Raw genomic sequence first — 21,494 nt, 5'->3', positions numbered from 1 at the left:
AGCCCTCATGACAGCCCCCTCAGATGCGTGACGAGGGTGGCCGTGCAGCTCACCCCGTACGTCGTCCTGATCCGGTCCAGGAGCGACTCCCGGTGCAGCCGGTACTCCTGCGTCCCCACGTAGTCCAGGACCGTCGCCGCGACCGCGCAGCCCAGCTGCGCCGCGCACCGCTCCGACACGCCCCACAGCCGGCCGGCGAGGAACCCGGCCCGGAAGGCGTCCCCGACCCCGGTCGGGTCGACGACCCCGGCGACCTCCACGGCCGGCACCGCCAGCGGCTCCCGGCCCTCGCCCCGGACGCGGACACCGGCCTCGCCGTGGGTGGTGACCCAGGTGCCGACGCGGCCCAGCACCTCCGCCTCCGTCCAGCCCGACTTCTCCAGGAGCAGGGCCGTCTCGTACTCGTTGGTGAAGAGGAACCGCGCCCCCTCCACCAGCTCCCGCACCTGCGCCCCGTCGAGCCGCGCCAGCTGCTGCGACGGATCGGCGGCGAAGGGGATGCCGAGGTCACGGCAGGTGCGGGTGTGCCGGAGCATGGCCTCGGGGTCGTCCGGGGAGACCAGGACAAGTTCCAGTCGGCCGGTCCGCGCGACGACCGACCTCAGGTCGATCTCGCGCGCCTCCGCCATCGCCCCCGCGTAGAAGGTGGCGATCTGGTTCTGGGCCCGGTCGGTCGTACAGACGAACCGGGCGGTGTGGAGCGACTCGCTGACGCGCACCGAGTCGGTGTCCACACCGTGGTCCTTCAGCCAGACCCGGTACGGCTCGAAGTCGGCGCCGACCGCGCCCACGAGGGCGGGACGGAGGCCGAGGACACCGAGTCCGAAGGCGATGTTCGCTGCCACTCCGCCACGCCTGACCTCCAGGTTGTCGGCGAGGAACGACAGGGAGACCCGGTCCAGGCGGTCGGCGAGGAGTTGCTCGCTGAACCAGCCGGGGAAGGTCATCAGATGGTCGGTCGCGATGGATCCCGTGACAGCGACGCGCACGGCGCTAGACCCCCGTCGCCTTCTGGAGGGCCTCGACGCGGTCGGTGCGCTCCCAGGTGAACTCGGGGAGCTCACGGCCGAAGTGGCCGTACGCCGCCGTCATGGCGTAGATCGGGCGCTTCAGGTCCAGGTCGCGGATGATCGCGGCCGGGCGCAGGTCGAAGACCTCGCCGACGGCCTCCTGGATCCTCTCGTCCGGCAGCGTGCCCGTGCCGAAGGTCTCCACGAAGAGGCCGACCGGTTCGGCCTTGCCGATCGCGTACGCCACCTGCACCTCGCAGCGGCGGGCGAGACCGGCGGCGACGACGTTCTTCGCGACCCAGCGCATGGCGTACGCCGCCGAGCGGTCCACCTTCGACGGGTCCTTGCCGGAGAAGGCGCCGCCGCCGTGCCGGGCCATCCCGCCGTACGTGTCGATGATGATCTTCCGGCCGGTGAGTCCGGCGTCGCCCATCGGACCGCCGACCTCGAACCGTCCGGTGGGGTTCACCAGGAGCCGGTAGCCGTCGGACTCCAGGCTGACGCCCTCCTCGACCAGCTCCTTGAGGACGTGCTCGACGACGTACTCCCGTACGTCCGGGGTGAGCAGGCCCTCGACGGAGATGTCGGCGGCGTGCTGCGAGGACACCACCACGGTGTCGAGACGGACCGGGCGGTCCCCGTCGTACTCGATGGTGACCTGGGTCTTCCCGTCGGGCCGCAGGTAGGGCACGGTGCCGTTCCTGCGGACCTCGGTGAGCCGGCGCGAGAGCCGGTGGGCGAGCGCGATCGGCAGCGGCATCAGCTCGGCCGTGTCGTCGCAGGCGTAGCCGAACATCAGGCCCTGGTCGCCGGCGCCCTGGGCGTCGAGCGCGTCGCCCGCGCCCTCCACCCTGGACTCGTACGCCGTGTCGACACCCTGCGCGATGTCCGGCGACTGGGCGCCGATGGAGACCGAGACGCCGCAGGAGGCGCCGTCGAATCCCTTCGCGGAGGAGTCGTAGCCGATGTCGAGGACGGCCTCGCGCACCAGCTTCGCTATCGGCGCGTACGCCGTCGTGGTGACCTCTCCGGCGATGTGCACGAGCCCCGTCGTGATCAGGGTCTCCACCGCCACCCGCGAGGACGGGTCCTCGGCGAGCAGCGCGTCCAGGATGGTGTCGCTGATCCGGTCGGCGATCTTGTCGGGGTGTCCCTCGGTCACCGACTCCGAGGTGAAGAGGCGGCGGCTCATGCCTGGACCTCCACCCGCGTGGTGAAGAAGTGCCGCCCGATGGCGCCGAGGGTGCGGATGGACTCGACCTCCAGGGTCTCCATCTGGATCGCGGTGCCGCTCTCCTGCTCCAGGAGGAAGACGAACTCGACGAAGGACAGCGAGTCGATGAGCCGGTTCTCGATCAGGTCGAGGTCGGGCGCGATGTCGTCGCGCTCGGGGTGACGCTCCAGGATCCAGTTCTTCACCGTCTGCAGGCCGTCGGCCATGGTTGCTCTCCTTTAGCTGCTACTGGATGGGTGTGGCGGGGGCGATGATCGGAGCGGCCACGGCGACGGCGTAGTCCACGTCGTGGCTGATGGACACGGTGATCTCGGTGATGCCGGACTCCGCGGCCATCTCGGCGGCGGCCCGGTGCAGCTCCACGAGCGGCCAGCCGCCCTCGGACCGCCGCACGACGATGTCCGGCCAGGGCAGGAACCTGCCCCTGACCCGCAAGGTCTTGAAGGCCGCTTCCTTGGCCGCGATCCGCCCGCAGAGGCTCAGGACGTCGAGCCCGGAGGACGTACGGCAGTCGGCGAGCTCGCCGGGGGTGAGCATCCGCTCGAAGAACCGCTCCCCGTACTGGGCGAGGAGCCTGCGGACACGGTTGACGGACACGATGTCCATGCCGAGGTTCGCCCACCCCAGGCCGCCCGCCGGCGGGGCGGCGGGACGGGCCGGCACGTCAGATCACCGGCCCGGCCGCGCCACTCGCACCGGCCCGCGGCGGGGTGACGGACCCGGCCGCGGTGCGGGCGTTCGCGTCGAGCACCGCCCGGGTGGCGGCCTCCCAGCCGCCGTGGCGCCGGGTCAGCGCGGACAGCCAGCGTTCGAGACCGAAGGCGACACAGCTGGTGAAGGCCGGTCCGCCGGTCGACTCCAGGGTGATGTCGCACCGGTCGCCGAAGAAGTTCCGGTGCGTGTTGACCGAGGCGATCGCCAGGTCCTCGTACAGGAACTCGTACTTCACGGGGGTGAGCCGCTGGAGGACCGCCTTGGAGCCTCCCTTGTCGAAGAAGGGGTCGCAGGCGGCCTCCCGGCGCAGCGGCAGGTCGAGCGCGGCGGCGAACCCCTGGACGCGGGTGGTGAAGTCGGCGAGATGCGCCTCGGCGTGCCCGGGCGCGCCGATGGCGACGATCTCCCGCATGCGGAAGCCGAGTTGGCGCCGCATGCCCTCGTAGTGGGTCTCCTTGCGGAAGCACCAGGAGCAGACCGTGACGAGGGTGTCGTCGGCGACCCTGGCCCCCCGGTGGTCGAGGTAGACGGCGTAGCAGGACGCCGAGGGCAGTCCGAGCGCGGCGGGTTCGAGCGCCTCGCTCGGGAAGCGGCCGGTGTCGGCGGAGAAGGGCGCGGTCGCCCGCCGCTCCAGGTCGAGCGGGGCGGCGACGACGGCCTGGTGCGGGAAGTTGTCGTAGTAGTCGAGCTTCGCGAGCTCGGCGGCGGGAAGGAGCGGGGGCATGGTCATCGGGCGGGCGCCCGCGGCCACTCCCCAGCTCTCGAAGGTGTCGTCGAGGAGCCGCAGCAGGCGGGTCCCCTCCGGGCCGAGCGAGGGCAGGCCCCTCGTGTCCCCGACGGTCTCGGGGGTCGTCACGGTCATGGTCGGTGCACCTCTCGGGTGAGGGCTCTCGGGTGAGGGCGTCGCTCAGACGACGGGCAGGGTGTCGTCGGAGAAGATCCCGGTCTTCAGGAAGAAGGCGAGCGGCTTGCGGATCGCCCTGCGCTCGTGGGGGCGGCGGGCCTCGTCGGCGACCAGCGCGTTGCGCAGGGCGAGCGGGTCGGGGATGCCGGCGTCGCGGTAGACGTGCGGGTTGTAGAGGGAGTTCACGCTGTAGACGACGTACCGCTTGAGGTACGCCTCCACCTCGCGGACCCGCTCGGCGGGGACCGCCTGGCACATCCGGCCGTACAGCAGGGAGACCAGCTCGCGCCCGAAGGCGATGTGGCGGGACTCGTCCTGGTGGTGGATGCGGTTGACCTCGCGGATGGTGTGGCAGAGGGAGGTGTCCTTCGCCATCCGCGCGTTGTAGTGGTCGACGAGCTCCTCGAAGAAGAGGATGCGGGTGAAGACGAGGAAGTTCTCCACCTCCGGCTCCCAGGCCGCGTCGGCGCGCATCGCGGTGGAGCCGTAGATCTTGTTGCCGTAGCGGCGGCAGAACTCGGAGAAGAACCACATGTGCTCGTTCTCCTCGCCGATGAAGTGGTGGAAGAAGTCCGAGGGCACCTCGAAGCCGGGCATGTGGATGCGGCCGACGACCTCGATGAGGAGTTCGCGTATGCCGTGCACGTTGAGGCTGTAGAAGTTGACGGACTCCCACTTCGACAGCCGCTGAAGCGTTTCCTCGCCGAGGGTGTCGTAGTGCTCGGTGCCGTGGACGGTGAGCAGCTCCGGGGTCATCCAGAAACGGTTCTCCTCCAGCGTCTCGGGCCACTGGAAGGTCTGGTACGGGTTGTAGTAGTCCTCGACCGAGCGCTCGCTGAGCCGCTCCAGGACCTCCATGAACCGGTCGGTGACGGGCAGGGGGGCGGTCACGCCCATGGTGGTTCCTCCAGGCTTCGGTGTTCAGGGCCGGACTTCGTAGACCGCGTTCACCGGGGTCTCGGCGGCGCGCCGCCAGCGGGTGAAGCCGGCCTCCTCCGCGATGGCCCGGAAGGCCTTCTCGCCGGAGTGGTTGCCGAGCGCGTGCGGGCCGCGCTGGGCGACCGCGACGGGCAGGCACATCACCGCGGACAGCGCCATGAACATGCGGGCGGCGGGCGTCTGCGCGTCGACGTCCCGCGGGGAGACGTTGGACTCGACGAGCATCCAGGTGCCGTCCGCGTCCAGGGACTTGTGGACGTGCTGCGCGGCGGCGACCGGGTCGCCCATGTCGTGCAGGGCGTTGAAGAAGCACACCAGGTCGTAGCCGGAGCCCGGGTAGTCGTCGGCGGACGCGACCTCGAAGACGACCCGCTCGGAGAGCCCCGCCTCCTCGGCGAGCCCCCGCGCGATCGAGACGGCCTCCTCGGAGTAGTCGAAGCCGTGGACGGTGGCGTTCGGGAAGGCCTTCGCGATGAGCAGCGTGGTGTGGCCGACCCCGCAGCCGACGTCGGCGACGGTGCCGCCGTCCGTCAGCCTGCCGGTGACCTCGTGCAGCGCCGGCAGCCACTCCGGGACGAGCTTGTGCTCGTACGTCGGCTGGAAGAAGGAGCCCATGCCGGTGTCGAGGGCCGCGTCGTGCTCGGCCCAGCCGACGCCGTCACCCGTGCGGTACGCCTCGACCAGCAGGTCCTCGGTGGCGTACAGCGCCTTGAGGGCGGTGAAGAACCCGGCGGCGTAGGTGACGGCCCCCGGGTCGGCGAGCACCTCGACGTGGTCCGCGGGGAGCGTGTACGTCAGGGAGCTCGGGTGCCGCTCCACGTACCCGGCGGAGAGCTGCGCGTGCAGCCACTCCTCGACGTACCGCTCGTTCGTCCCGGTCGCCTCCGCGAGCCCGCCGGCGGTGAGCGGGCCCCGCTCGGCCAGCGCCCGGTACAGGCCGAGGCGCTCGCCGAGGGCGACGGTCAGCCCGCGGACGGCCGCGCCGGCGTCGGTGATGACCCGCTGGTGGAAGTCGTGGGCGCTCATGCCGCCACCGCCTCTCCGTGGGTGGGCAGGTCGCAGGTGAACAGGAAGGACCGGGGCACGCGCGGGACGGAGCGCGGCGGCACCGGGTAGGGCCAGCGGCCGAAGTCGGCGCCCTCCTCACCGGGCTGCCGGACCTCCCGCACGGCCCAGCCGCAGTCGTGGAGCAGCGCCTCGGGCTCCTCCGTACCGAAGAGCCACGGGTTGCCGTCCTCGTCCAGGGCCTTCATGAAGCCGCGGGCGAGCGGGTTCTCCAGGGCGGCCCGGGAGATGACGTCGCCGAGCAGCACGGAGCCGGGGGCGGCGTGCGCGGAGAGCGTCGAGACGAGGGTCCGCACCGCCTGCTCCGGCAGGAAGAACAGCAGCCCCTCCACCACCCACAGGACGGGCTCCTCGCTCTTCCAGCCCGCTTCCTTGAGGGGCCCCGTCCAGTCCTGGGTCAGGTCGACCGGGACGGTGACCCGGGTCCGGCCGGCGGGCGCGGGCGCGTTCGCCAGCAGTTCCGCCTTGGCCTCCAGGAGGGCCGGCCGGTCGAGCTCGTAGACGGTGACGCCGTCGGGCCAGGGCAGCCGGAAGAAGCGGGTGTCCATGCCGGCGGCGAGGAAGACGACCTGGCGGATGCCCCGCCGCTCCACCGCCTCGACGACGGCCCGGTCGAGGTAGGTGGTGCGGATGGCGAGGAACGGCACGGTGCCGCCGCCGGCGTAGCGGTCGAGCAGCTCGAAGCCGATCCGGTCGGCGACGGTGCGCGCGTAGGGATCGGCGAAGAGCCGGTCCTCGCGCTCGGTCTCCAGGGCGCGCGCGGCGGCGGTCCACTGGGCGGTGCGGGATACGGCCTCCACAGGAGGTCTCCCTTCACTCGTGAACGGGTGGGGTGGGTGTCCGGGCGGGCGTTCCGCCCGGAGGCGCCGTCCGGGTGTGCGGACGGCCGTGTCCAGGGCCCGACGAGGAACGGTTCGTCAGGCGCTCATGACCGGGACACAGGTCTTGGCCGGTCGCGCACAGGCGACGGGGTCCTCGGCCGCGGGCATCGACGACAGATGGCCGGCCTCGGAGTCGGCGGGGCGCCGGCGGAAGATGCTGTGCAGGATCATGCTGAACACGGCCGTCCCGTCGGGGGCCACCAGGGTGCACCGCGGCTTCACGGTGCCGGTGGCGGGGTTGAACGGCGACGGGGTGGAGCCGAGGACCTCGACGCGCGCGGTGAGGACGTCGCCCGGGCGGACGGGCCGCAGGTAGCGGACCTCGTCGATGCCGGGGGAGCCCATACAGGCGCTGTAGGCGAGCAGTCCGTCGACGTAGCGGCGCATGAACATCGCCTGGGTGTGGAACCCGCTCGCGATCAGGCCGCCGAACTGCGAGCGCTCCGCGCGCGCGGGGTCCGTGTGGAAGGGCTGCGGGTCGAAGCGCCTGCCGAACTCCAGCACCTCCTCCGCCGTGACGGTGACGGTGCCCAGCTCGTGGACGTCGCCGGGCCGGAAGTCCTCGAAGTAGCGCATCGTGCGCCCCCCTTGACCTAGGAGTGGTCTTTCCCTGGCACGCCCCAATCTACGAATCAGCCATTTATTTTGTCAACCCAAAAGAAGGAATCCGACCGCCCTTACGCGCGGCCCAAGGGCCTTGTTCCGAGGGCCTGTTCGACGTCGGACCACAGGTCCTCGACGTCCTCGATGCCGACCGACATCCGCACCAGACCCGGAGCGATCCCGGCCGCCTCCAGGGCCTCCCCGTCCAGCTCCCGGTGCGAGGTCGACGCGGGGTGCGTCACGAGGGTCTCCACACCTCCGAGGGAGAGCGCGAGCCTCGCCACCCGTACGCGCTCGACGAAGGCCCTGCCCGCCTCCCGGCCCCCCGCGGGCTCGAACGAGAGCAGCCCGCCGTCACCCGAGAGCACCGTGCGGGCGACGGCGTACGAGGGATGGCCGGCGAGCCCCGGATAGTGGACGGCCGCGACGCCGGGATGGTCCTCCAGCCGTGCGGCGAGGACGGCCGCGTTGCCGCAGTGCTCGCGCATCCGCAGCGGCAGGGTGGGTATCCCGCGCAGCGTCAGCCAGGCCGCGAACGGGTCCGCGCAGGCGCCCAGCTCGACCGTCCGGGGCCACACCCGCCGGCGCAGCCCCTCGTCCGCGAACACGGCGGCGCCGCCGAGCACGTCCGAGTGCCCCGAGAGGTACTTGGTCGTCGAGTGGACGACGATGTCGGCGCCGTGCTCCAGGGGGCGGCACAGGACGGGCGAGGCGAGCGAGTTGTCGACGACGCTCGTCACCCCGAGCGCCCGCGCGGCGGCGAGCAGCCCCGGCAGGTCGGGAACCTGGCCGGTGGGGTTGGCGATCGTCTCCAGGATCAGCAGCCGGGTGGCGGGATGCGCGGCGGCGGACTCGAACTCGGCCGGATCGTCGCCCGATATCCGTACGACCTCGATCCCGTACCGCTCGGCCAGGTCGCCCAGGACGGCATGGGTCCCGCCGTACAGACAGCGCTGGGCCACCACCCGGTCGCCGGGCCGCAGCAGGGCGAGCAGCACCCCGCTGACCGCCCCCATGCCGGAGGCGAAGGCGATGGCCCCGGCGCCGCCCTCCAGTCCGGCCAGGGTCTGCTCAAGGGCCCGTACGGTCGGGTTGCCGCGGCGGCCGTACACGTACCGCCCGTCGGGTCCGGCCATGGCGTCGGCGAGCTCGGCGGCGGAGTCGAAGGCGAAGGCCGAGGACTGCACGAGAGGCACGGAGAGCGGCCAGCTCCCTTCCCCGAACGGCTCGTTGACCACATGGACGGCCCGGGTGTTCAGCTCCATGACGTGTCCTTCCCAGATACGGGGAAGGGGCCGCCCGACGTCCTGGAGACGGACGTCGGGCGGCCCCTTCGGGGCGGTTCAGGCGGAGACCTTCTCGCCCTCGGGGGCGGGGGCGGCGGCTTCGGCGACGGCCTTGTCGCCCTTCATCACGAGGAGGGTGACGACACCGCCGACGGCGGCGACGACCGCGGCGCCGACGAAGGCGGCCGAGAACCCGTCGGTGAGGGCGGGCAGGTCGCCGAGCCGGTCGGCGCCCTGGGACATCGCGACGGCGGTCAGCGCGGCCAGACCCAGCGCGGAACCCACGTTGTAGGTGGTGTTGACGATGCCGGAGGCGAGACCGGCCTGCTCCTGCGGGGCGCCGGACATGGCGGCGATCATCGCCGGGATGTAGGCGAGGGACATGCCGAGCGCGGCGACGAGCGAGGCCGGCAGGACGTCGACGAGGAAGGTGCCGGTGGGCGGGACGGCGGCGAGCCAGACCAGACCGGCCGCCAGGACCAGCAGACCACCGGCGATGAGCGGCTTGGCCCCGAACCTGCCCATGAGCCGGGCGGTGATGGCCGTCATGAAGATCATGAGGAGCACGGTCATCGGGAGCAGCGCCGCACCGGACTCGAAGGCGCCGTAGCCGAGGACCTGCTGGAGGTAGAGGTTGAGGAAGTACCACATCGGGATCCACGCGGCGCCGAGCAGCGTCATGGCCAGGTTGGCCGAGCCGAGGCGCGGGACGCGCCAGACGCTGAGCGGCATGAGCGGCTCGCGGACGCTCTTCTGGATCACGAAGAAGACGACGAGGAGGGCGGCGGCACCGATCAGCTGGAGGATCGTGCCGGTGGAGCCCCAGCCGACCTCGGGGGCGCGGACCACGGCGAAGACGGCGAGCGCGAGACCGGCGGTGACGGCGGCGGCGCCGAGGACGTCGACGGAGCCGCGGCGGGACTCGACGTTCGGGAGCAGCCTGGTGGCGGCGAGGGTGGCGAGGCCGATCGGGATGTAGATGATGAAGACCCACTGCCAGCTCATCCACTCGGTGAAGACACCGCCGAGGAAGACGCCCGCGGTGCCGCCGGCGGGGGCGGCGGCGCCGTAGAGCGCCATCGCCTTGCCGAGCTCCTTCGGGTCGTGCATGAAGAGCATCATGAGCAGGGTCATGGCGGAGGGTGCGATGAGCGCACCGCCGACGCCCTGGACGGCGCGGCCGACGATCTCGACCCAGGCGGTCTGCGCGGCGGCGGCCACGACGGAGCCGGCGATCATGACCGCCCAGCCGGAGACGAAGATCCTGCGGGCCCCGACGAGGTCGGAGAGGCGTCCGCCGAGGAGCAGCAGGCCGCCGAAGACGATCACGTAGGCGTTGAAGATCCACTGGAGCTCGCTCTGCGAGAAGCCCAGGTCCTTCTGCATCTCGGGGAGCGCGACCCCGATGATCGACGTGTCCATGATGACCATGAACTGGGCGGCGGCGAGCACGACAAGTGCCCACCAGCGCCGGGGATTGACGGTTGACATTGCCCTGACCCTTCGCTCGCGTCGGACCCCGAGCGGGCTCGGGGCATACCCCTAGGGGGTACCTTCGCGGAGCACCGTAGCATACCCATGGGGGGTATGTAAGGGTGAGATGAGGGCCCCGGCGGCACTGAGTGGGAAGCACCCGTTCCGCCCTTGCCGCCGGGCAGAATGCCCCCATGACCGCAGACCAGGACCCCGCGACCCAGGACGCCACGGACCGAACGGACGCCACGGATGTCACGGACGCCACGGACCGGGACACCGCGCACCGGAGCCACGCGAGCCAGGACCCCGCGCTCCTCCGCCGCTGGAACGCCACCCTGCTCGCCGCCCGCTCCGGCCGCGGGGGCCCGGACCCCACCCCGTACGGCCGGAACCTGCTGACCCGCTGGGCAGAACCCCAGCGCCGCTACCACACGGTCGACCACCTCCGCGCGGTGCTCGACCGCGTCGACGAACTCACCGACCAGGGCGGCGAGGGCGGGGAGTTGGAGCTCGTCCGGCTCGCCGCCTGGTTCCACGACGCGGTCTACCGGCCCGAGCGGTCCGAGAACGAGGAACGCTCGGCCCTCCTCGCCGAGAAGGCCCTCACCGAGGCCGGCCTCACCCCGCACGAGGTGACGGAGGTGGCCCGCCTGGTCCGCCTGACGATCACGCACGACCCGGCCGACGGCGACCTCAACGGCGAGACCCTCTGCGACGCCGACCTCGCGATCCTGGCCACCGACCCCGACACGTACCGGGGATACGCGGCAGCGGTCCGCGAGGAGTACGGATTCGTCCCCGACCCGACCTTCCGCGAAGGCCGCGCGGCGATCCTCCGACAACTCCTCGACCTCCCCCGGCTTTTCCACACCCCTTACGGGGCGGCGGTCTGGGAGTGGCGGGCCAGGGAGAACCTGGAACGCGAACTCGCCGAATTGACGGACATGTCGGGAACGGGGCGAGGCGAGGCCAAACCGTGACGCGGAATCCCTCCCGCCACCCGTAAGATCATTTCGTTTTGATCTTGCATGTGGAACAGGCGCCAGGAAAGAAAAGACCATGAAGCTGCGCAGGGCCCTCCCTATTCTCGCCGTACTGCCGTCCCTGCTCGCGGCGACCGCGTGCAGTGGTGACTCCACGGAATCCCCCGCCGCAAAGCCGAAGGCGAGCGCGAAGCAGAGCGCGGACGAAAAGGAAGCCGCCGAGGCGAAGCGCCTCGGGGCATTCGACGGGAAGACCCTCGAAAAGATCGCGATCACCGGAAAGACCGCCGGATTCGACGCCGAGAAGATAGCCAAGACGGAGGTCGAGGCCGGCCGCGGCATGCAGGCCGACCGGAAGGCCTGCCAGCCCCTCGCCAGCCTCGTCGGCGGCTTCACGCACCTCCCCGCGGTGAGCACGGTCCACCGCTCCCTCCAGCCCGGCGAGGCGACCGACGCGACCGTCGGCTCGATGTGGCTCGCCTCGCACGGGACGTCCGACGCCACCCGGGTGATGAGGGAACTCCGCACGGCCGTCACGGAATGCCCCAAGGGCTTCAAGACCCTGGGCCTCACCTACGGCAAGGTCGAGACCCTCACCGCACCGAAACTCGGCGACGAGGCGGTCGGCTACCGGATCACCGGCGACATCGGCAAGCAGAAGGTGCCGATGACGTACACGGTGGTCCGCAGCGGGGGCGTGATCGCGGCGTTCTACGGCGTGAACATGCTGGACCAGAAGCAGGCCGCGATCCCGGAGCCGGTGATCACGGCCCAGCTGGAGCGGATCGCGGGCGCGAAGGGCTGACACCACCGCTGCGAAAACGGAGAGGGGCCGTTCCTAGTGCATCCGCACTAGGAACGGCCCTCTTCTTCTTGACGGTCAGAAGACGTTCCCCGATTCCGCCGGGAAGTCCGGTGGCCAGGGCCCTTCGTACAACGACTCCCGCTCGCCCATCAGGGCGTACTCCGCCTCCCGCCAGTTCGGATGGGAGCTGACGACAAAGCTTTCGCCGTCCGGATCCAGCATCCAGGTGTATTCGGCGCTCTCCGCCGGAATGCCGTGCCGTTCACCGAGCACGGCGAACTCGGCCACGGTCGCCCGCCGAATGTGGAGACCGTTCCGGTAGATGGGCTTGAGGAACATCAGTTCCACATGCCCGAAGTAGACCTCGACCCGCGTCGTGGTCCGGTCCACGAGAGTGGCCTCGCTGGCCAGCAGGAGCTGCCGGTGCGAGGGAAGAAAGCCGGTGACTCTGAAGAGCCGGCCCTCCCGGACGAAATCCGTCATGCCTGCCCTCTCGTCATCAGTCGGCGACCGGCTGCCCGTTGGCGTACTTCCACCGCTCCGGATAGACCTGTACGACCTTGCCCTCCTTGTTGGTCATCCACCAGTCGATGGACTTCCAGCCGCGGTCGTCCACCCGCACGGACGACTTGAGCTTGGTCATCTCCCATGCCGTTCCGTTGCCCTTCTGCCGGACGGCTTCCCAGTCTCCGCGCTTGAGCCCCTCCCCTCTCTGGAGGAGCAGATTCAGCGCCTCGTCCGCGTTCGTGGCCCCCGGGACACCGTCCAGGGACACCGAGATCCGCACATTGCGGTTGGACACCGCGTACTCCACTCCCACCGTCCAGATCGGGCGTACCCCCATCCCCATGTCCCCCGGCAGAAGGATGCCGAATTCCTGGTTGTTGAAGTTGCGCCCCCCGACGACTCTTATCAGATCATCCGAGTGGGGGTGAATGCCGAGGATGATGTGATCGCCGTCCTTGACGATGTCCTTCAGGATCCGCCGGCACTTCTCGATCAGCTCGTCGTTGCCCGACGAGGCCGAGAAGGAGGCTGCCTTGAAGCTCGCGGCCTTGGGAGTCGCGGCGCCCGCCACCTTGCACGCCTCACCGGCGTTCCGGAAGACGCGGCTCAGGATGCCCTGGATGGCGACCTCGGTCAGACCGATGGTGCGGAGCGCCCGGTAGGCGTCCATGAACCCGACGCCCATCCTGAGGGAGGCGTCCAGCGCGGCCACCGCTGCCTTGGCCGAGCGGAAGATCGGGCCCGCGACGAACCAGCTGGCCGCCCAGGCGCAGTCACCCCAGCTGCCGCCGGAGAGACCCGGCGTGATCAGCTTCGCGCAGCCGATGAAGTCCCCGAGGAGGACGTCGATCGGGTCGATGCCCGAGTTGAACTCCAGCATCGTCAGCGTGTAGCTGAGCCGTCTGGTCTCGGGCTCCGACACGTCGGTCTTGAGGAAGACCGTGTCCTTCTCCGGGCAACTGCCCGTGGTGGTCGCGTAGGACTCCCACGGCGCCGCGCACATGTAGACGTCCGCGTACGACCTGTACGTGACGTCCGCCGTGACCGTGCAGTTGCCGACATGGATGATCGGGTTGCAGTTGTCCTTCTTGACGTTCTTCGGCTCGCCGATGTACTCGATGTGGTCGAGAACGGCCCACACATCGCCGATCCCGGTGGTGACACCCTGCGAGATCTGCTCGCTGTTGCCACTCTTCTCCGTGCGGTCCGCAGCCTCCTGGGCCTCGGTCGCCGCGTCCCGCGCGCCCTCCGCGGCCGTCTCCGCCGCCGTCGCGTCGGTCTCCGCCCTGGTGGCGGTGGCGCGGGCGCTCGCCGCGTCCTCCTCCGCCTTGGCGGCCGCGGCGCGGGCTGAGGCGGCGTCCTTCTCCGCCTCGGTCGCCGCCGCGTCCGCCGCACCGGCGTCGGCCGCCGCGTCCATCGCCGCCGACGACGCCTTCAGGGCGTCCTCGCCGGCCGACTTGGCGTAGCCGTCGGCACGGCCCGCCGCCGCCTGGGCCTCCTGAGCCTCCTTCGCGGCCCGGGCGGCCGATTCCTGGGCGCGCTGGTAGGCCTTGGCCGCGCGGGACGCGTCGGTCGCCGCCGCCGCAGAGGCCTGCGCGGCGAGCTTCATGTCCCCGGCGGCCTGTTCGGCCAGGGCCTTCGCCTCGGCGGCGAACCCTTCGGCCTGACGGGCGTTGGCCGCGGCCGCCGCCGACTGCTGCTGAGCGGTCGTCAGCGACTGCTGGCCGGTCAGTACCGCGAACGCCGCGGAGCTGTCGGTCTCCTGGAACGGACCGCCGAGCGAGATCGCCTCGTTCGCCGGCTTGAGCACCGCGGCCGCGGAGTCGCGGGCCGCGAGGGAAGCCTGCACGGCCGCGAGGGCCTTGCCGGCGGTGGTCGCCCCCCAGGCCGCGGTCTGCGCCGCCTCGGAACGGGCGCCCGCCGCCTCCGTCTTGGCGGTCCTGGCCGCCGCGGAGGCCTTCTCGGACTGCTCCTTGGCGCCCTTGGCGTCGGCCGCCGCCGCCTGCGAGGCGTCGATGGCCTCGGCCGCGGCGGCGTGGGCCGCCGCGGCGGAAGCGGCCGCGACCCAGTAGGCCGCCATGGCGCTGTCGGCCGCCGCCTTGGCACGGGACGCGGCGCCCTGCGCCTTGGTGGCCGCCTCACGGGCGTTGACGGCCGCGGCCGTGGCCGCGTTCGCCGCCGCGCGGGCGTCGGTGGCCGCCGTGGTCGCCGTGTTCGCGGCGGAACGGGCGTCGGTCGCGGCGGCACGGGACGCCGTGGCCGCGTCGGTGCCCTCGTCGGCGGCGGCCTGGGCCTCGTACGCCGACGCCTTCGCCTTCAGCGAGTCCCGCCGCTGCTCGGCCTCGAGGGCCTTGTCGCGGGCCGCGACCGCGTCGCGCTCCGACTGCTCGGCGACGCCTCGCTTGGACGAGGCCGTGGTGCCGGCCGCCTCGGCGGAGGTGCGGGCCTGGCTCGCGATCCGGCCGTGGGCGAGGGCGTCGGCCTCGTGGCCCGCCGCCCTGTCCCGCTCGCGCTCGGCGGTGGCCCGGTAGGCCGCCGCGTTGGCGCGCTCCAGCTCGGCGACGGCGCGCTGCTGCTGCGCGGTCGCCGCGGCCTTCCGTGCGTCCTCCTCCTCCGCCAGGGCGGATTCCTTGGCCTTCTTGGCCTTCTCGGCGTTCGCCGCGGCCGAGGCCGCGTAGGCGTCCGCGCTGTCCGCCGCCGCCTTCGCCTGGGCGGCGGCCTCCTGGGCGGCGATGCGGCGGAACTCGGTGTTCACCGCGTGCGTCTGGGTCTGCGCCAGGGCCAGCAGCGAGTGGGACGTCGAGACCGTGGCGTTCGCCGCGTTCAGCGCCGTCTCCGTCGCCTTCGCGGCGGCCGTGGCCGCGGCGCCGGAGGCGCGGGCGACCTGGACCGACTGCTGGGCGTACATCAGGCCCCGGCCGCGCGGCACCTCTGCGGCGTCCGCGATCGTCCAGGCCTGCTGCTGGGCGGTCACCGCGCGCTGGGCGGCGGCGGTGGCCAGTCCGGCCTGCTCCTGGGCCGTGGTGAGAAGCGTCCGGACCTTGCCGCGGGCCTTCTCCAGGTCGGACTTCGCCTGGTCGAACAGGGCCTGCTTGGGCTTGAGGAGGTGGTCCGGGTCGGCCGCGAGCCTGTCGTGCCAGTACTTCTGCCAGCGCAGGATCTGGTCGGCGAGCCACGCCTGGCCGATGGCCTCGATCATGGTGTCGGTGGCGGCCTTCGTCGCCGCGGCGGCGTCGGCCTCCGCCCGCATGACGAGCGTGCGCTGCGTGTTCTGGCCGGCGTACTCCGTCTCCCACTCGGCCGAGGCCTGGGAGACGACCTCGCTGAGGGCGTTGCGGGGGTCGACCGGGTCACCGTGGTTGCACGTGGCCCAGGCCTGCTTGAGGTTCTCCACCTCGACGCGGAAACCGTCGGTGCCGTCGGTGACCTTCGTGGCGGGGAATCCGCCGTGCCGCAGATAGGTGGCGATGTCAGCGGAGGTCGTACCGCCGAAGAACTGGTGGTCGGTCGTACGGGCCGACCGCAGCATGGAGTCCGCCGCGAGGTCGTGCCAGTCGTCCTTGCCCCGGTTCTGCTCGGTGATCTCCCGGGCCTTCGCCAGCGACTCGGCGCTCGGGTTGGTGTGCCCGTCCCAGCCGAGACGCGTCGACAGCTTCGGCTGCGAGGCGTGGGTGAACGCCATGACCCCCGCGCCGAACTGCGGCGCGTGCAGCGTGATCCCGTCGTCGAACGAGCTCATCGCGTACGGCCGGTTGGCGTCCTCCAAGAGCGACGTGCGGGCCGCGATGGCGTTGGCGTACTCGTACGCGGCCGCCTTGTCCTGGCTGGTCGCCTGGCCCAGGGGCATGAGCTGGAGCCAGCTGACGTCACCGATGACGTCGTGCAGCTGGGCGTTGGTGCCGGACAGGCCCTGGATGGCCACGGCCTTCGTCTTCGCGCCGCCCGCGTGCAGGGCGACTCCGGCGAGGCAGCGCTCCAGGCGCGGGGTGCCGCGGACGCTCTTGAGGACGGCCGTCAGCTCGTTGAGGCGGCGCAGTGCGTCGTCCGCCTCGCGGAAGATCGTCCGCATGCCGTCGGAGACCTTCTCGATCGCCACGGCGAGCGCGGGCACACGGCCCACGATCACCGACGACGAGGGGATGTCGACCAGGGCCCACAGGCAGTCGTCCACGTCGGACGAGGCCAGGCACCCCTTGACCTCGGCGGCGTCGAGCTGTTCGAAGAGGATCTGGCCGCCGTGGGCGGCGGCCCACTCGACGACGTTCACGGAGACGGCCGCGAGGCCCTTCCGGTAGTCGTCGACACAGGTCTGACCACAGGCGCCGAGCAGGATCTGCTCCTCGCGCTGACCGAGCGCCGGCCAGTTGGAGGCACCGCCCTTGACGGGCGTGACGCCCTCGGCGAGGGCCGCCTCGTGCGCGGCCTCGTTCTTCTCTCGCTGCTCCCGCTCGGCCTTCTTCGCGGCCTCCTCGGCTGCGGCGCTGTCGCCCGCCGCGTCGGACGCCCTGTCCTCGGCGTCCTTGGCGTCCTTCTCCGCGTCGGCCGCCTTCCGCGCGGCCTCCAGGGCCGCCTCGGAGGACCGGCCGGCCTTCTCGTTCGCCTCCGCGGCGTGCTTCTCGGCGTCGGTCGCCTCGCGGGCGGCCTCGGCGGCGATGCCGCTCACCGCACCGGCGGCGGTACGGGCGCCGAGGGCGTCCTTCCCGGACTGCTCGGCGTGGCCGGCGGCGGCGTCGGAGGCGGCCTTCGCGCCCTTCTGGGCGTCGGAGGCCTGGGCGGCGGTCGCCTGGGCCCGGGTCGTGGCCTCGACGGCACGCACCGAATCGCTCGCGGCGCGGGCGGCGGCCTCGGCGGCGAGCTTCGCGTCACCGGTGGCCTGCGCGGCGGTCTGCTGCGCGGACTCCGCGGCGGCGGCCGCTGCGGTGGCCTTGGCGGCGGCCGCGGCGGCCTGCTGCTCGGCGGCCGTCTTCGACGACTGACCGACCAGTACGGCGAACGCGGCCGCGCTGTCCTTCTCCTGGTACGGGCTGCCGAGGGCGACGGCCTCGGCGGCGGAGGTGATCGCGGCCCGGGACGCGTCCCGGGCGGCGAGCGCGGCCTGGGCGGCGGCGTGGGCGCGGCCGACGACGGTCGCGGCCGACTTCACGGCCTCGGCGGCACTCGTCCCGGCCGCCTCGGACTCCCGCTGGGCCTTCCTGGCCAGCTCGGTCGCGTTCTCGGAGGCCGTCGCCGCGTGGTCGGCGCGGATCGCGGCGTCCTGCGACGCGTCGAGTGCGGTGGCCGCGGCGGCGTGCGCCGAAGAGGCCTCGCCCAGTGAGGTGTAGTAGGCGGACCAGGCCGTGGCGGCACTGGTCCTGGCCCGCTCGGCGGCGCCCTCCGCCGTGGTGGCGGCGGTGCGGGCGCCGACCGCGGCGGCGGTCGCCTGGTCGGCGGCGGTCTGCGCGGCGGTCGCGGCCTGGACGGCCTCGTTCGCGGCCGTACGGGCGGTGGTGGCCGCCGCCCGCGTCTCGGCGGCGGCGGCGCTGCCCGCGGCGGCGGTCGCGGCGGCTTCGAGCGCGGCGGCGCGGGCCGCGGTGGCCTGCCTCACCCGGAGTGCGGCGGTCGCCTTCTCGCGCGCGGTCTGCGCGGCCTTCGCCTTCTCGTCGGCGAGCTTCCGCTTCGCCGTGGCGTCGGCGTTCGCCGTGCCGGCGGCCGTGCCCGCGCTCGTGGCGGTGGTCTGCTGCGTGGCGGCCTTCTCCTCGGCCGCCTTGGCCTTGGCCCGCTCGGTGGCGGCCTTGGTGCGGGAGGCGACGGCGGTGGCCTGCTCCGCCTCCGCCTTGGCCCGCTCGGTGGCGGCCGTGGCCGCGGCGGCCTTGGCCTTGTCGCGCTTCTCCTCGGCCGTCGTACGGGCGGCCTTGGCGGTGGCGGCGCTCTCCGTGGCGGCCGTGGCGTTGGCCACGGCGCTGTCGGCGGCGGCCTTCGCCTGGGCGGCGGCCTCCTCGGCGGCGACCCGGCGGAACTCCGTGGTGAGCGCCGCCGACTCGGTCTTCGCCTTGGCGAGGAGCGCGTCGCTGGTGGAGACGGTGGCGTTGGCCGCGGCGAGCGCGGTCTCCGTCGCCTTGGCGGCGGCCGTGGCGGCGGCGGCGGAGGCGCGGGCGACCTGCACCGACTGCTGGGCGTACATCAGACCCCGGCCGCGCGGCACATGGATCGTGTCGGCGGCGGCCCACGCCTGCTGCTGCGCCGTCGTCGCCTTCTGGGCGGCGGCGGTGGCCTTGGTGGCCTGGGCCTTCGCCGAGGTGACGAGGGCGGCGACGTCGGCGCGGTACCGGGCGAGGTCCGTCGTGGCCCGGTCGTAGTCGGCCTGGGTGGGCCGGCCGAGGTAGTCGGGCGTCCTGGCCAGCGTGTCCTGCCAGTTCTTGCGCCAGCGCAGGAGCTGCTCGGCGAGCCAGGCCCGCCCCAGGGCCTCGACGAGGTCGTCGGTGGCCTCGCGGGTGGCGGCGGAAGCCTCTGCCTCAGCCCGCATAATCGCGGCGCGCTGGTCCGCCTGACCGGCGTACTCCAGCTCCCACTCGACCATGGCGGCCATGACGAGTTCGTTGTGCTTGCGGGAGGGGTCGTACGGGTTGGCGTAGTCGCAGGCGGCCCAGGCCTGCTTGAGGTCCTCGACCTCGACGCGGTACTCGGGCGAGTCCTTGACGGGCGACACGGTCGGGAAGCCGCCGCGCTTCAGGTAGGCCGCGATGTCCGTGGAGGTCCTGGAGCTCCAGCTGACCTGGCTGTCGCTGAGCATGCTCCTGGACGCCCAGTCGTGCCATTCGTCCTTGCCGCGGTTCTCCTCGGCGATGACCTTGGCGCGGGCGAGGGCCTCGGGGCTGGCCTTGCTGAGGGTGTCGTCGTCGAGGTGCTTGGCGAGTTCCCGCTGGGTGCCGATGGTGAAGTTCCAGACGGCGTCGCCGAACCTCGGCGCCAACCAGTCCAGCCGGTGGTCGCCGGGGTCGTTCTTGGCGTAGACCTGATTGGCGAGGGACAGCGCCTCGTCGCGGTCCCGGACGGCGTTGGCGTAGACGCCGCCGGCGTCCTCGTCGGCGTCGGCGGCGACGTCCAGGGGGCTGTCGAGCCACCAGTCGAGGTCGTCGCCGAGGACCGTGCCGAGTTCGGCCTCGGTGCCGGCCAGACCCTCGATGGCCTTGGCCTTCAGCAGGGGGCCGCCGATGCGCAGCGCCTGCGCGCCCTTGCAGCGGTCGAGGCGCCGGTCGGCGCCGATGCTGTTGCGGTACTGGGAGAGGTCGTCCTGTTCGGGCTCGGTCGCGGCGGCGACGGGCGAGCTGTGGATCATGCCGACCAGGACGGCGGAGGCCGTCATGAAGGCGGTGGTCGCGGTCGCCCTGTTCAGGGCGGACCGGAGGCGACGTCGGCGTCTGCCGACGTCTCTGGACAATGACATGTTCTGCCTTGCAATCTCGCGATCGTCCGGCAGCACAGATAAACATGGGCATGACAGATAGCGGCTCGTCGACCAGCCGGGTTCCCCCGGGTACGACGAAGGCCGGCACGCTCGCCCCCCACGAACCGGCGCTGCCGCTTACGTCGTGACGATGTCACGTACGAACCCACAAATGAAGATCAAATAAAGCTCACCAAAGGGCACAGGGCACACCAGCGGGGGGCAAAGCGGCCACTGCTTGATCATCTTGTTACCGGGCGTAAACAAGAGCCGCCGACTCCGCCCACGTCTCGCATCGCGAGAAAAACCGGACCCCCGGAATGACAGCAACAAATCAACGGTTGACCCATGTCATGCCGTCTTCCTCCGCCGAGCCCGCCGAGCCCGCCGAGCCCCCGCAGCCGCCCCACTCGCACCCGACACCCGAGTCGCCCGGGTCCCCCGCCCCCGGTACGCGCATGCCGCTGGCCGTCTACATCCTCGGCCTCTCCGTCTTCGCGCTCGGCACGAGCGAGTTCATGCTCTCCGGACTCCTGCCGCCCATCGCGGAGGACATGAACGTCTCCATCCCCCGCGCGGGCCTGCTCATCTCGGCCTTCGCGATCGGCATGGTCGTCGGCGCCCCCCTGCTCGCCGTCGCCACCCTCCGGCTCCCCCGCAAGACCACCCTGATCGCGCTGATCACCGTCTTCGGCCTCGGCCAGATAGCCGGCGCCCTGGCGCCGAACTACGCCGTCCTCTTCGCCTCCCGCGTCATCAGCGCCCTCGCCTGCGCGGGCTTCTGGGCGGTCGGCGCGGCGGTCGCCATCGCGATGGTCCCGGTGAACTCGCGCGCCCGCGCCATGGCGGTCATGATCGGCGGCCTCTCCATCGCCAACGTCCTCGGCGTCCCCGCCGGCGCCTTCCTCGGCGAGCACCTCGGCTGGCGCTCCGCGTTCTGGGCGGTCGCCGCCGCCTCCGCCATCGCGCTCGTCGGCGTCGCGACCCGCATCCCGCGCATCCCGCTCCCCGAGACGAAGCCCCGCCTCAAGCGGGAGCTCGCCATCTACCGCGACCGCCAGGTCCTGCTCTCGGTCGCCGTCACCGCCCTCGCGGCGGGCGGCGTCTTCTGCGCCTTCTCCTACCTCGCCCCGCTGCTCACCGACGTCTCCGGCCTCGACAAGGGCTGGGTCTCGGGCGTCCTCGGGCTCTTCGGCATCGGCGCCGTCATCGGTACGACGATCGGCGGCCGGGTCGCCGACGCCCACCTCTTCGGCGTGCTGCTCACCGGCATCACCGCCTCCACCGTCTTCCTGGTCGCCCTGGCCCTCCTCGCGTCCAGCCCGGTCGCCACGATCGTGCTGACCTTCCTCATCGGCGTCTCCGCCTTCTACACCGCCCCCGCCCTCAACGCCCGCATGTTCAACGTCGCGGGCGCCGCCCCCACCCTCGCGGGCGCCACCACCACCGCCGCCTTCAACCTCGGCAACACCGGCGGCCCCTGGCTCGGCGGCACGGTCATCGACGCCGGCCTCGGCTTCGCCTCCACCGCCTGGGCGGGCGCGGCGATGACGGCGGTCGGTCTCGGCACGGCGGCGGTGGCCCTGAAGCTCCACCGGTCCCCGTCGCGAGTGGTGACCTCAGGCACCCCCCTGCCGGCGGAGGAGACGGTCCCGGCCCGCTGA

At 72.2% G+C, this 21,494-nt stretch carries 16 protein-coding genes; 3 read left to right on the top strand and 13 right to left on the bottom strand.

Annotated features, from left to right (window positions below; all coding sequences use genetic code 11):
* Positions 1–5 precede the first annotated feature (5 nt).
* The 11 genes from ABT129_RS19630 to ABT129_RS19580 form a co-directional block, all read right to left on the bottom strand.
* Positions 6–989, bottom strand: coding sequence for a carbohydrate kinase family protein (locus tag ABT129_RS19630; protein WP_351902692.1), 984 nt, complete (start codon positions 987–989; stop codon positions 6–8).
* 4 nt (positions 990–993) lie between these two features.
* Positions 994–2,202, bottom strand: coding sequence for a methionine adenosyltransferase (gene metK / locus ABT129_RS19625; RefSeq protein WP_351902689.1), 1,209 nt, complete (start codon positions 2,200–2,202; stop codon positions 994–996).
* Complete coding sequence (locus tag ABT129_RS19620; RefSeq protein WP_351902686.1) at positions 2,199–2,450, bottom strand: phosphopantetheine-binding protein; 252 nt, start codon at positions 2,448–2,450, stop codon at positions 2,199–2,201. The genes metK and ABT129_RS19620 overlap by 4 nt, the downstream gene beginning before the upstream one ends.
* Positions 2,451–2,469: 19 nt before the next feature.
* A complete protein-coding gene (acpS, locus tag ABT129_RS19615) occupies positions 2,470–2,907 on the bottom strand; it encodes a holo-ACP synthase (RefSeq protein ID WP_351902683.1) in 438 nt (145 codons plus the stop codon).
* Position 2,908: 1 nt separating this feature from the next.
* Positions 2,909–3,820: a class-II aminoacyl-tRNA synthetase family protein gene (locus tag ABT129_RS19610; protein ID WP_351902680.1), complete on the bottom strand. Its 912-nt coding sequence runs from the start codon at positions 3,818–3,820 to the stop codon at positions 2,909–2,911.
* 45 nt (positions 3,821–3,865) lie between these two features.
* Positions 3,866–4,759 (bottom strand): diiron oxygenase, encoded by an 894-nt coding sequence (locus tag ABT129_RS19605; RefSeq protein WP_351902677.1) that lies wholly within the window; start codon positions 4,757–4,759, stop codon positions 3,866–3,868.
* Between the two features lie 24 nt (positions 4,760–4,783).
* A complete protein-coding gene (locus ABT129_RS19600; protein WP_351902674.1) occupies positions 4,784–5,827 on the bottom strand; it encodes a class I SAM-dependent methyltransferase in 1,044 nt (347 codons plus the stop codon).
* Positions 5,824–6,666 carry a class I SAM-dependent methyltransferase gene (locus ABT129_RS19595; protein ID WP_351902671.1) on the bottom strand — a complete coding sequence of 281 codons (843 nt, stop codon included), beginning with the start codon at positions 6,664–6,666 and terminating at the stop codon, positions 5,824–5,826. The genes ABT129_RS19600 and ABT129_RS19595 overlap by 4 nt, the downstream gene beginning before the upstream one ends.
* A gap of 117 nt (positions 6,667–6,783) precedes the next feature.
* A complete protein-coding gene (locus ABT129_RS19590) occupies positions 6,784–7,323 on the bottom strand; it encodes a MaoC family dehydratase (RefSeq protein WP_351902668.1) in 540 nt (179 codons plus the stop codon).
* A gap of 101 nt (positions 7,324–7,424) precedes the next feature.
* Complete coding sequence (locus ABT129_RS19585) at positions 7,425–8,615, bottom strand: trans-sulfuration enzyme family protein (protein WP_351902665.1); 1,191 nt, start codon at positions 8,613–8,615, stop codon at positions 7,425–7,427.
* 78 nt (positions 8,616–8,693) lie between these two features.
* Positions 8,694–10,127 (bottom strand): MFS transporter, encoded by a 1,434-nt coding sequence (locus tag ABT129_RS19580; RefSeq protein WP_351902662.1) that lies wholly within the window; start codon positions 10,125–10,127, stop codon positions 8,694–8,696.
* Positions 10,128–10,303: 176 nt separating this feature from the next.
* Here ABT129_RS19580 and ABT129_RS19575 point away from each other — a divergent pair, with 176 nt between their 5' ends.
* Both ABT129_RS19575 and ABT129_RS19570 read left to right on the top strand, forming a co-directional pair.
* Entirely contained in the window at positions 10,304–11,092 is a 789-nt protein-coding gene (locus tag ABT129_RS19575) for an HD domain-containing protein (protein ID WP_351902659.1), read from the top strand.
* Positions 11,093–11,171: 79 nt separating this feature from the next.
* Positions 11,172–11,900, top strand: a complete 729-nt coding sequence (locus ABT129_RS19570; RefSeq protein WP_351902656.1) for a hypothetical protein — start codon at positions 11,172–11,174, stop codon at positions 11,898–11,900.
* Positions 11,901–11,975: 75 nt separating this feature from the next.
* Here ABT129_RS19570 and ABT129_RS19565 read toward each other — a convergent pair whose 3' ends face one another.
* Together ABT129_RS19565 and ABT129_RS19560 are read right to left on the bottom strand one after the other, a co-directional pair.
* A complete protein-coding gene (locus ABT129_RS19565) occupies positions 11,976–12,383 on the bottom strand; it encodes a hypothetical protein (RefSeq protein WP_351902653.1) in 408 nt (135 codons plus the stop codon).
* A gap of 16 nt (positions 12,384–12,399) precedes the next feature.
* On the bottom strand, positions 12,400–19,749 hold the full coding sequence (locus ABT129_RS19560; RefSeq protein WP_351902650.1) for a polymorphic toxin type 27 domain-containing protein: 7,350 nt from the start codon (positions 19,747–19,749) through the stop codon (positions 12,400–12,402).
* A gap of 539 nt (positions 19,750–20,288) precedes the next feature.
* Here ABT129_RS19560 and ABT129_RS19555 point away from each other — a divergent pair.
* Positions 20,289–21,494, top strand: a complete 1,206-nt coding sequence (locus ABT129_RS19555) for a Cmx/CmrA family chloramphenicol efflux MFS transporter (protein ID WP_351902736.1) — start codon at positions 20,289–20,291, stop codon at positions 21,492–21,494.

Origin of the sequence: Streptomyces sp. NPDC002057, from assembly GCF_040296665.1 — a bacterium.
Lineage (GTDB): Bacteria > Actinomycetota > Actinomycetes > Streptomycetales > Streptomycetaceae > Streptomyces.
This window is presented reverse-complemented; position numbering and strand designations above follow the sequence as displayed.

Bases quoted from the DNA above. Each gene is read 5' to 3' on its own strand.
- metK (WP_351902689.1), bottom strand. From the start codon at position 2,202: ATGAGCCGCCGCCTCTTCACCTCGGAGTCGGTGACCGAGGGACACCCC.
- ABT129_RS19620 (WP_351902686.1), bottom strand. From the start codon at position 2,450: ATGGCCGACGGCCTGCAGACGGTGAAGAACTGGATCCTGGAGCGTCAC.
- ABT129_RS19610 (WP_351902680.1), bottom strand. From the start codon at position 3,820: ATGACCGTGACGACCCCCGAGACCGTCGGGGACACGAGGGGCCTGCCC.
- ABT129_RS19605 (WP_351902677.1), bottom strand. From the start codon at position 4,759: ATGGGCGTGACCGCCCCCCTGCCCGTCACCGACCGGTTCATGGAGGTC.
- ABT129_RS19600 (WP_351902674.1), bottom strand. From the start codon at position 5,827: ATGAGCGCCCACGACTTCCACCAGCGGGTCATCACCGACGCCGGCGCG.
- ABT129_RS19590 (WP_351902668.1), bottom strand. From the start codon at position 7,323: ATGCGCTACTTCGAGGACTTCCGGCCCGGCGACGTCCACGAGCTGGGC.
- ABT129_RS19585 (WP_351902665.1), bottom strand. From the start codon at position 8,615: ATGGAGCTGAACACCCGGGCCGTCCATGTGGTCAACGAGCCGTTCGGG.
- ABT129_RS19580 (WP_351902662.1), bottom strand. From the start codon at position 10,127: ATGTCAACCGTCAATCCCCGGCGCTGGTGGGCACTTGTCGTGCTCGCC.
- ABT129_RS19575 (WP_351902659.1), top strand. From the start codon at position 10,304: ATGACCGCAGACCAGGACCCCGCGACCCAGGACGCCACGGACCGAACG.
- ABT129_RS19570 (WP_351902656.1), top strand. From the start codon at position 11,172: ATGAAGCTGCGCAGGGCCCTCCCTATTCTCGCCGTACTGCCGTCCCTG.
- ABT129_RS19565 (WP_351902653.1), bottom strand. From the start codon at position 12,383: ATGACGGATTTCGTCCGGGAGGGCCGGCTCTTCAGAGTCACCGGCTTT.
- ABT129_RS19560 (WP_351902650.1), bottom strand. From the start codon at position 19,749: ATGACGGCCTCCGCCGTCCTGGTCGGCATGATCCACAGCTCGCCCGTC.
- ABT129_RS19555 (WP_351902736.1), top strand. From the start codon at position 20,289: ATGCCGCTGGCCGTCTACATCCTCGGCCTCTCCGTCTTCGCGCTCGGC.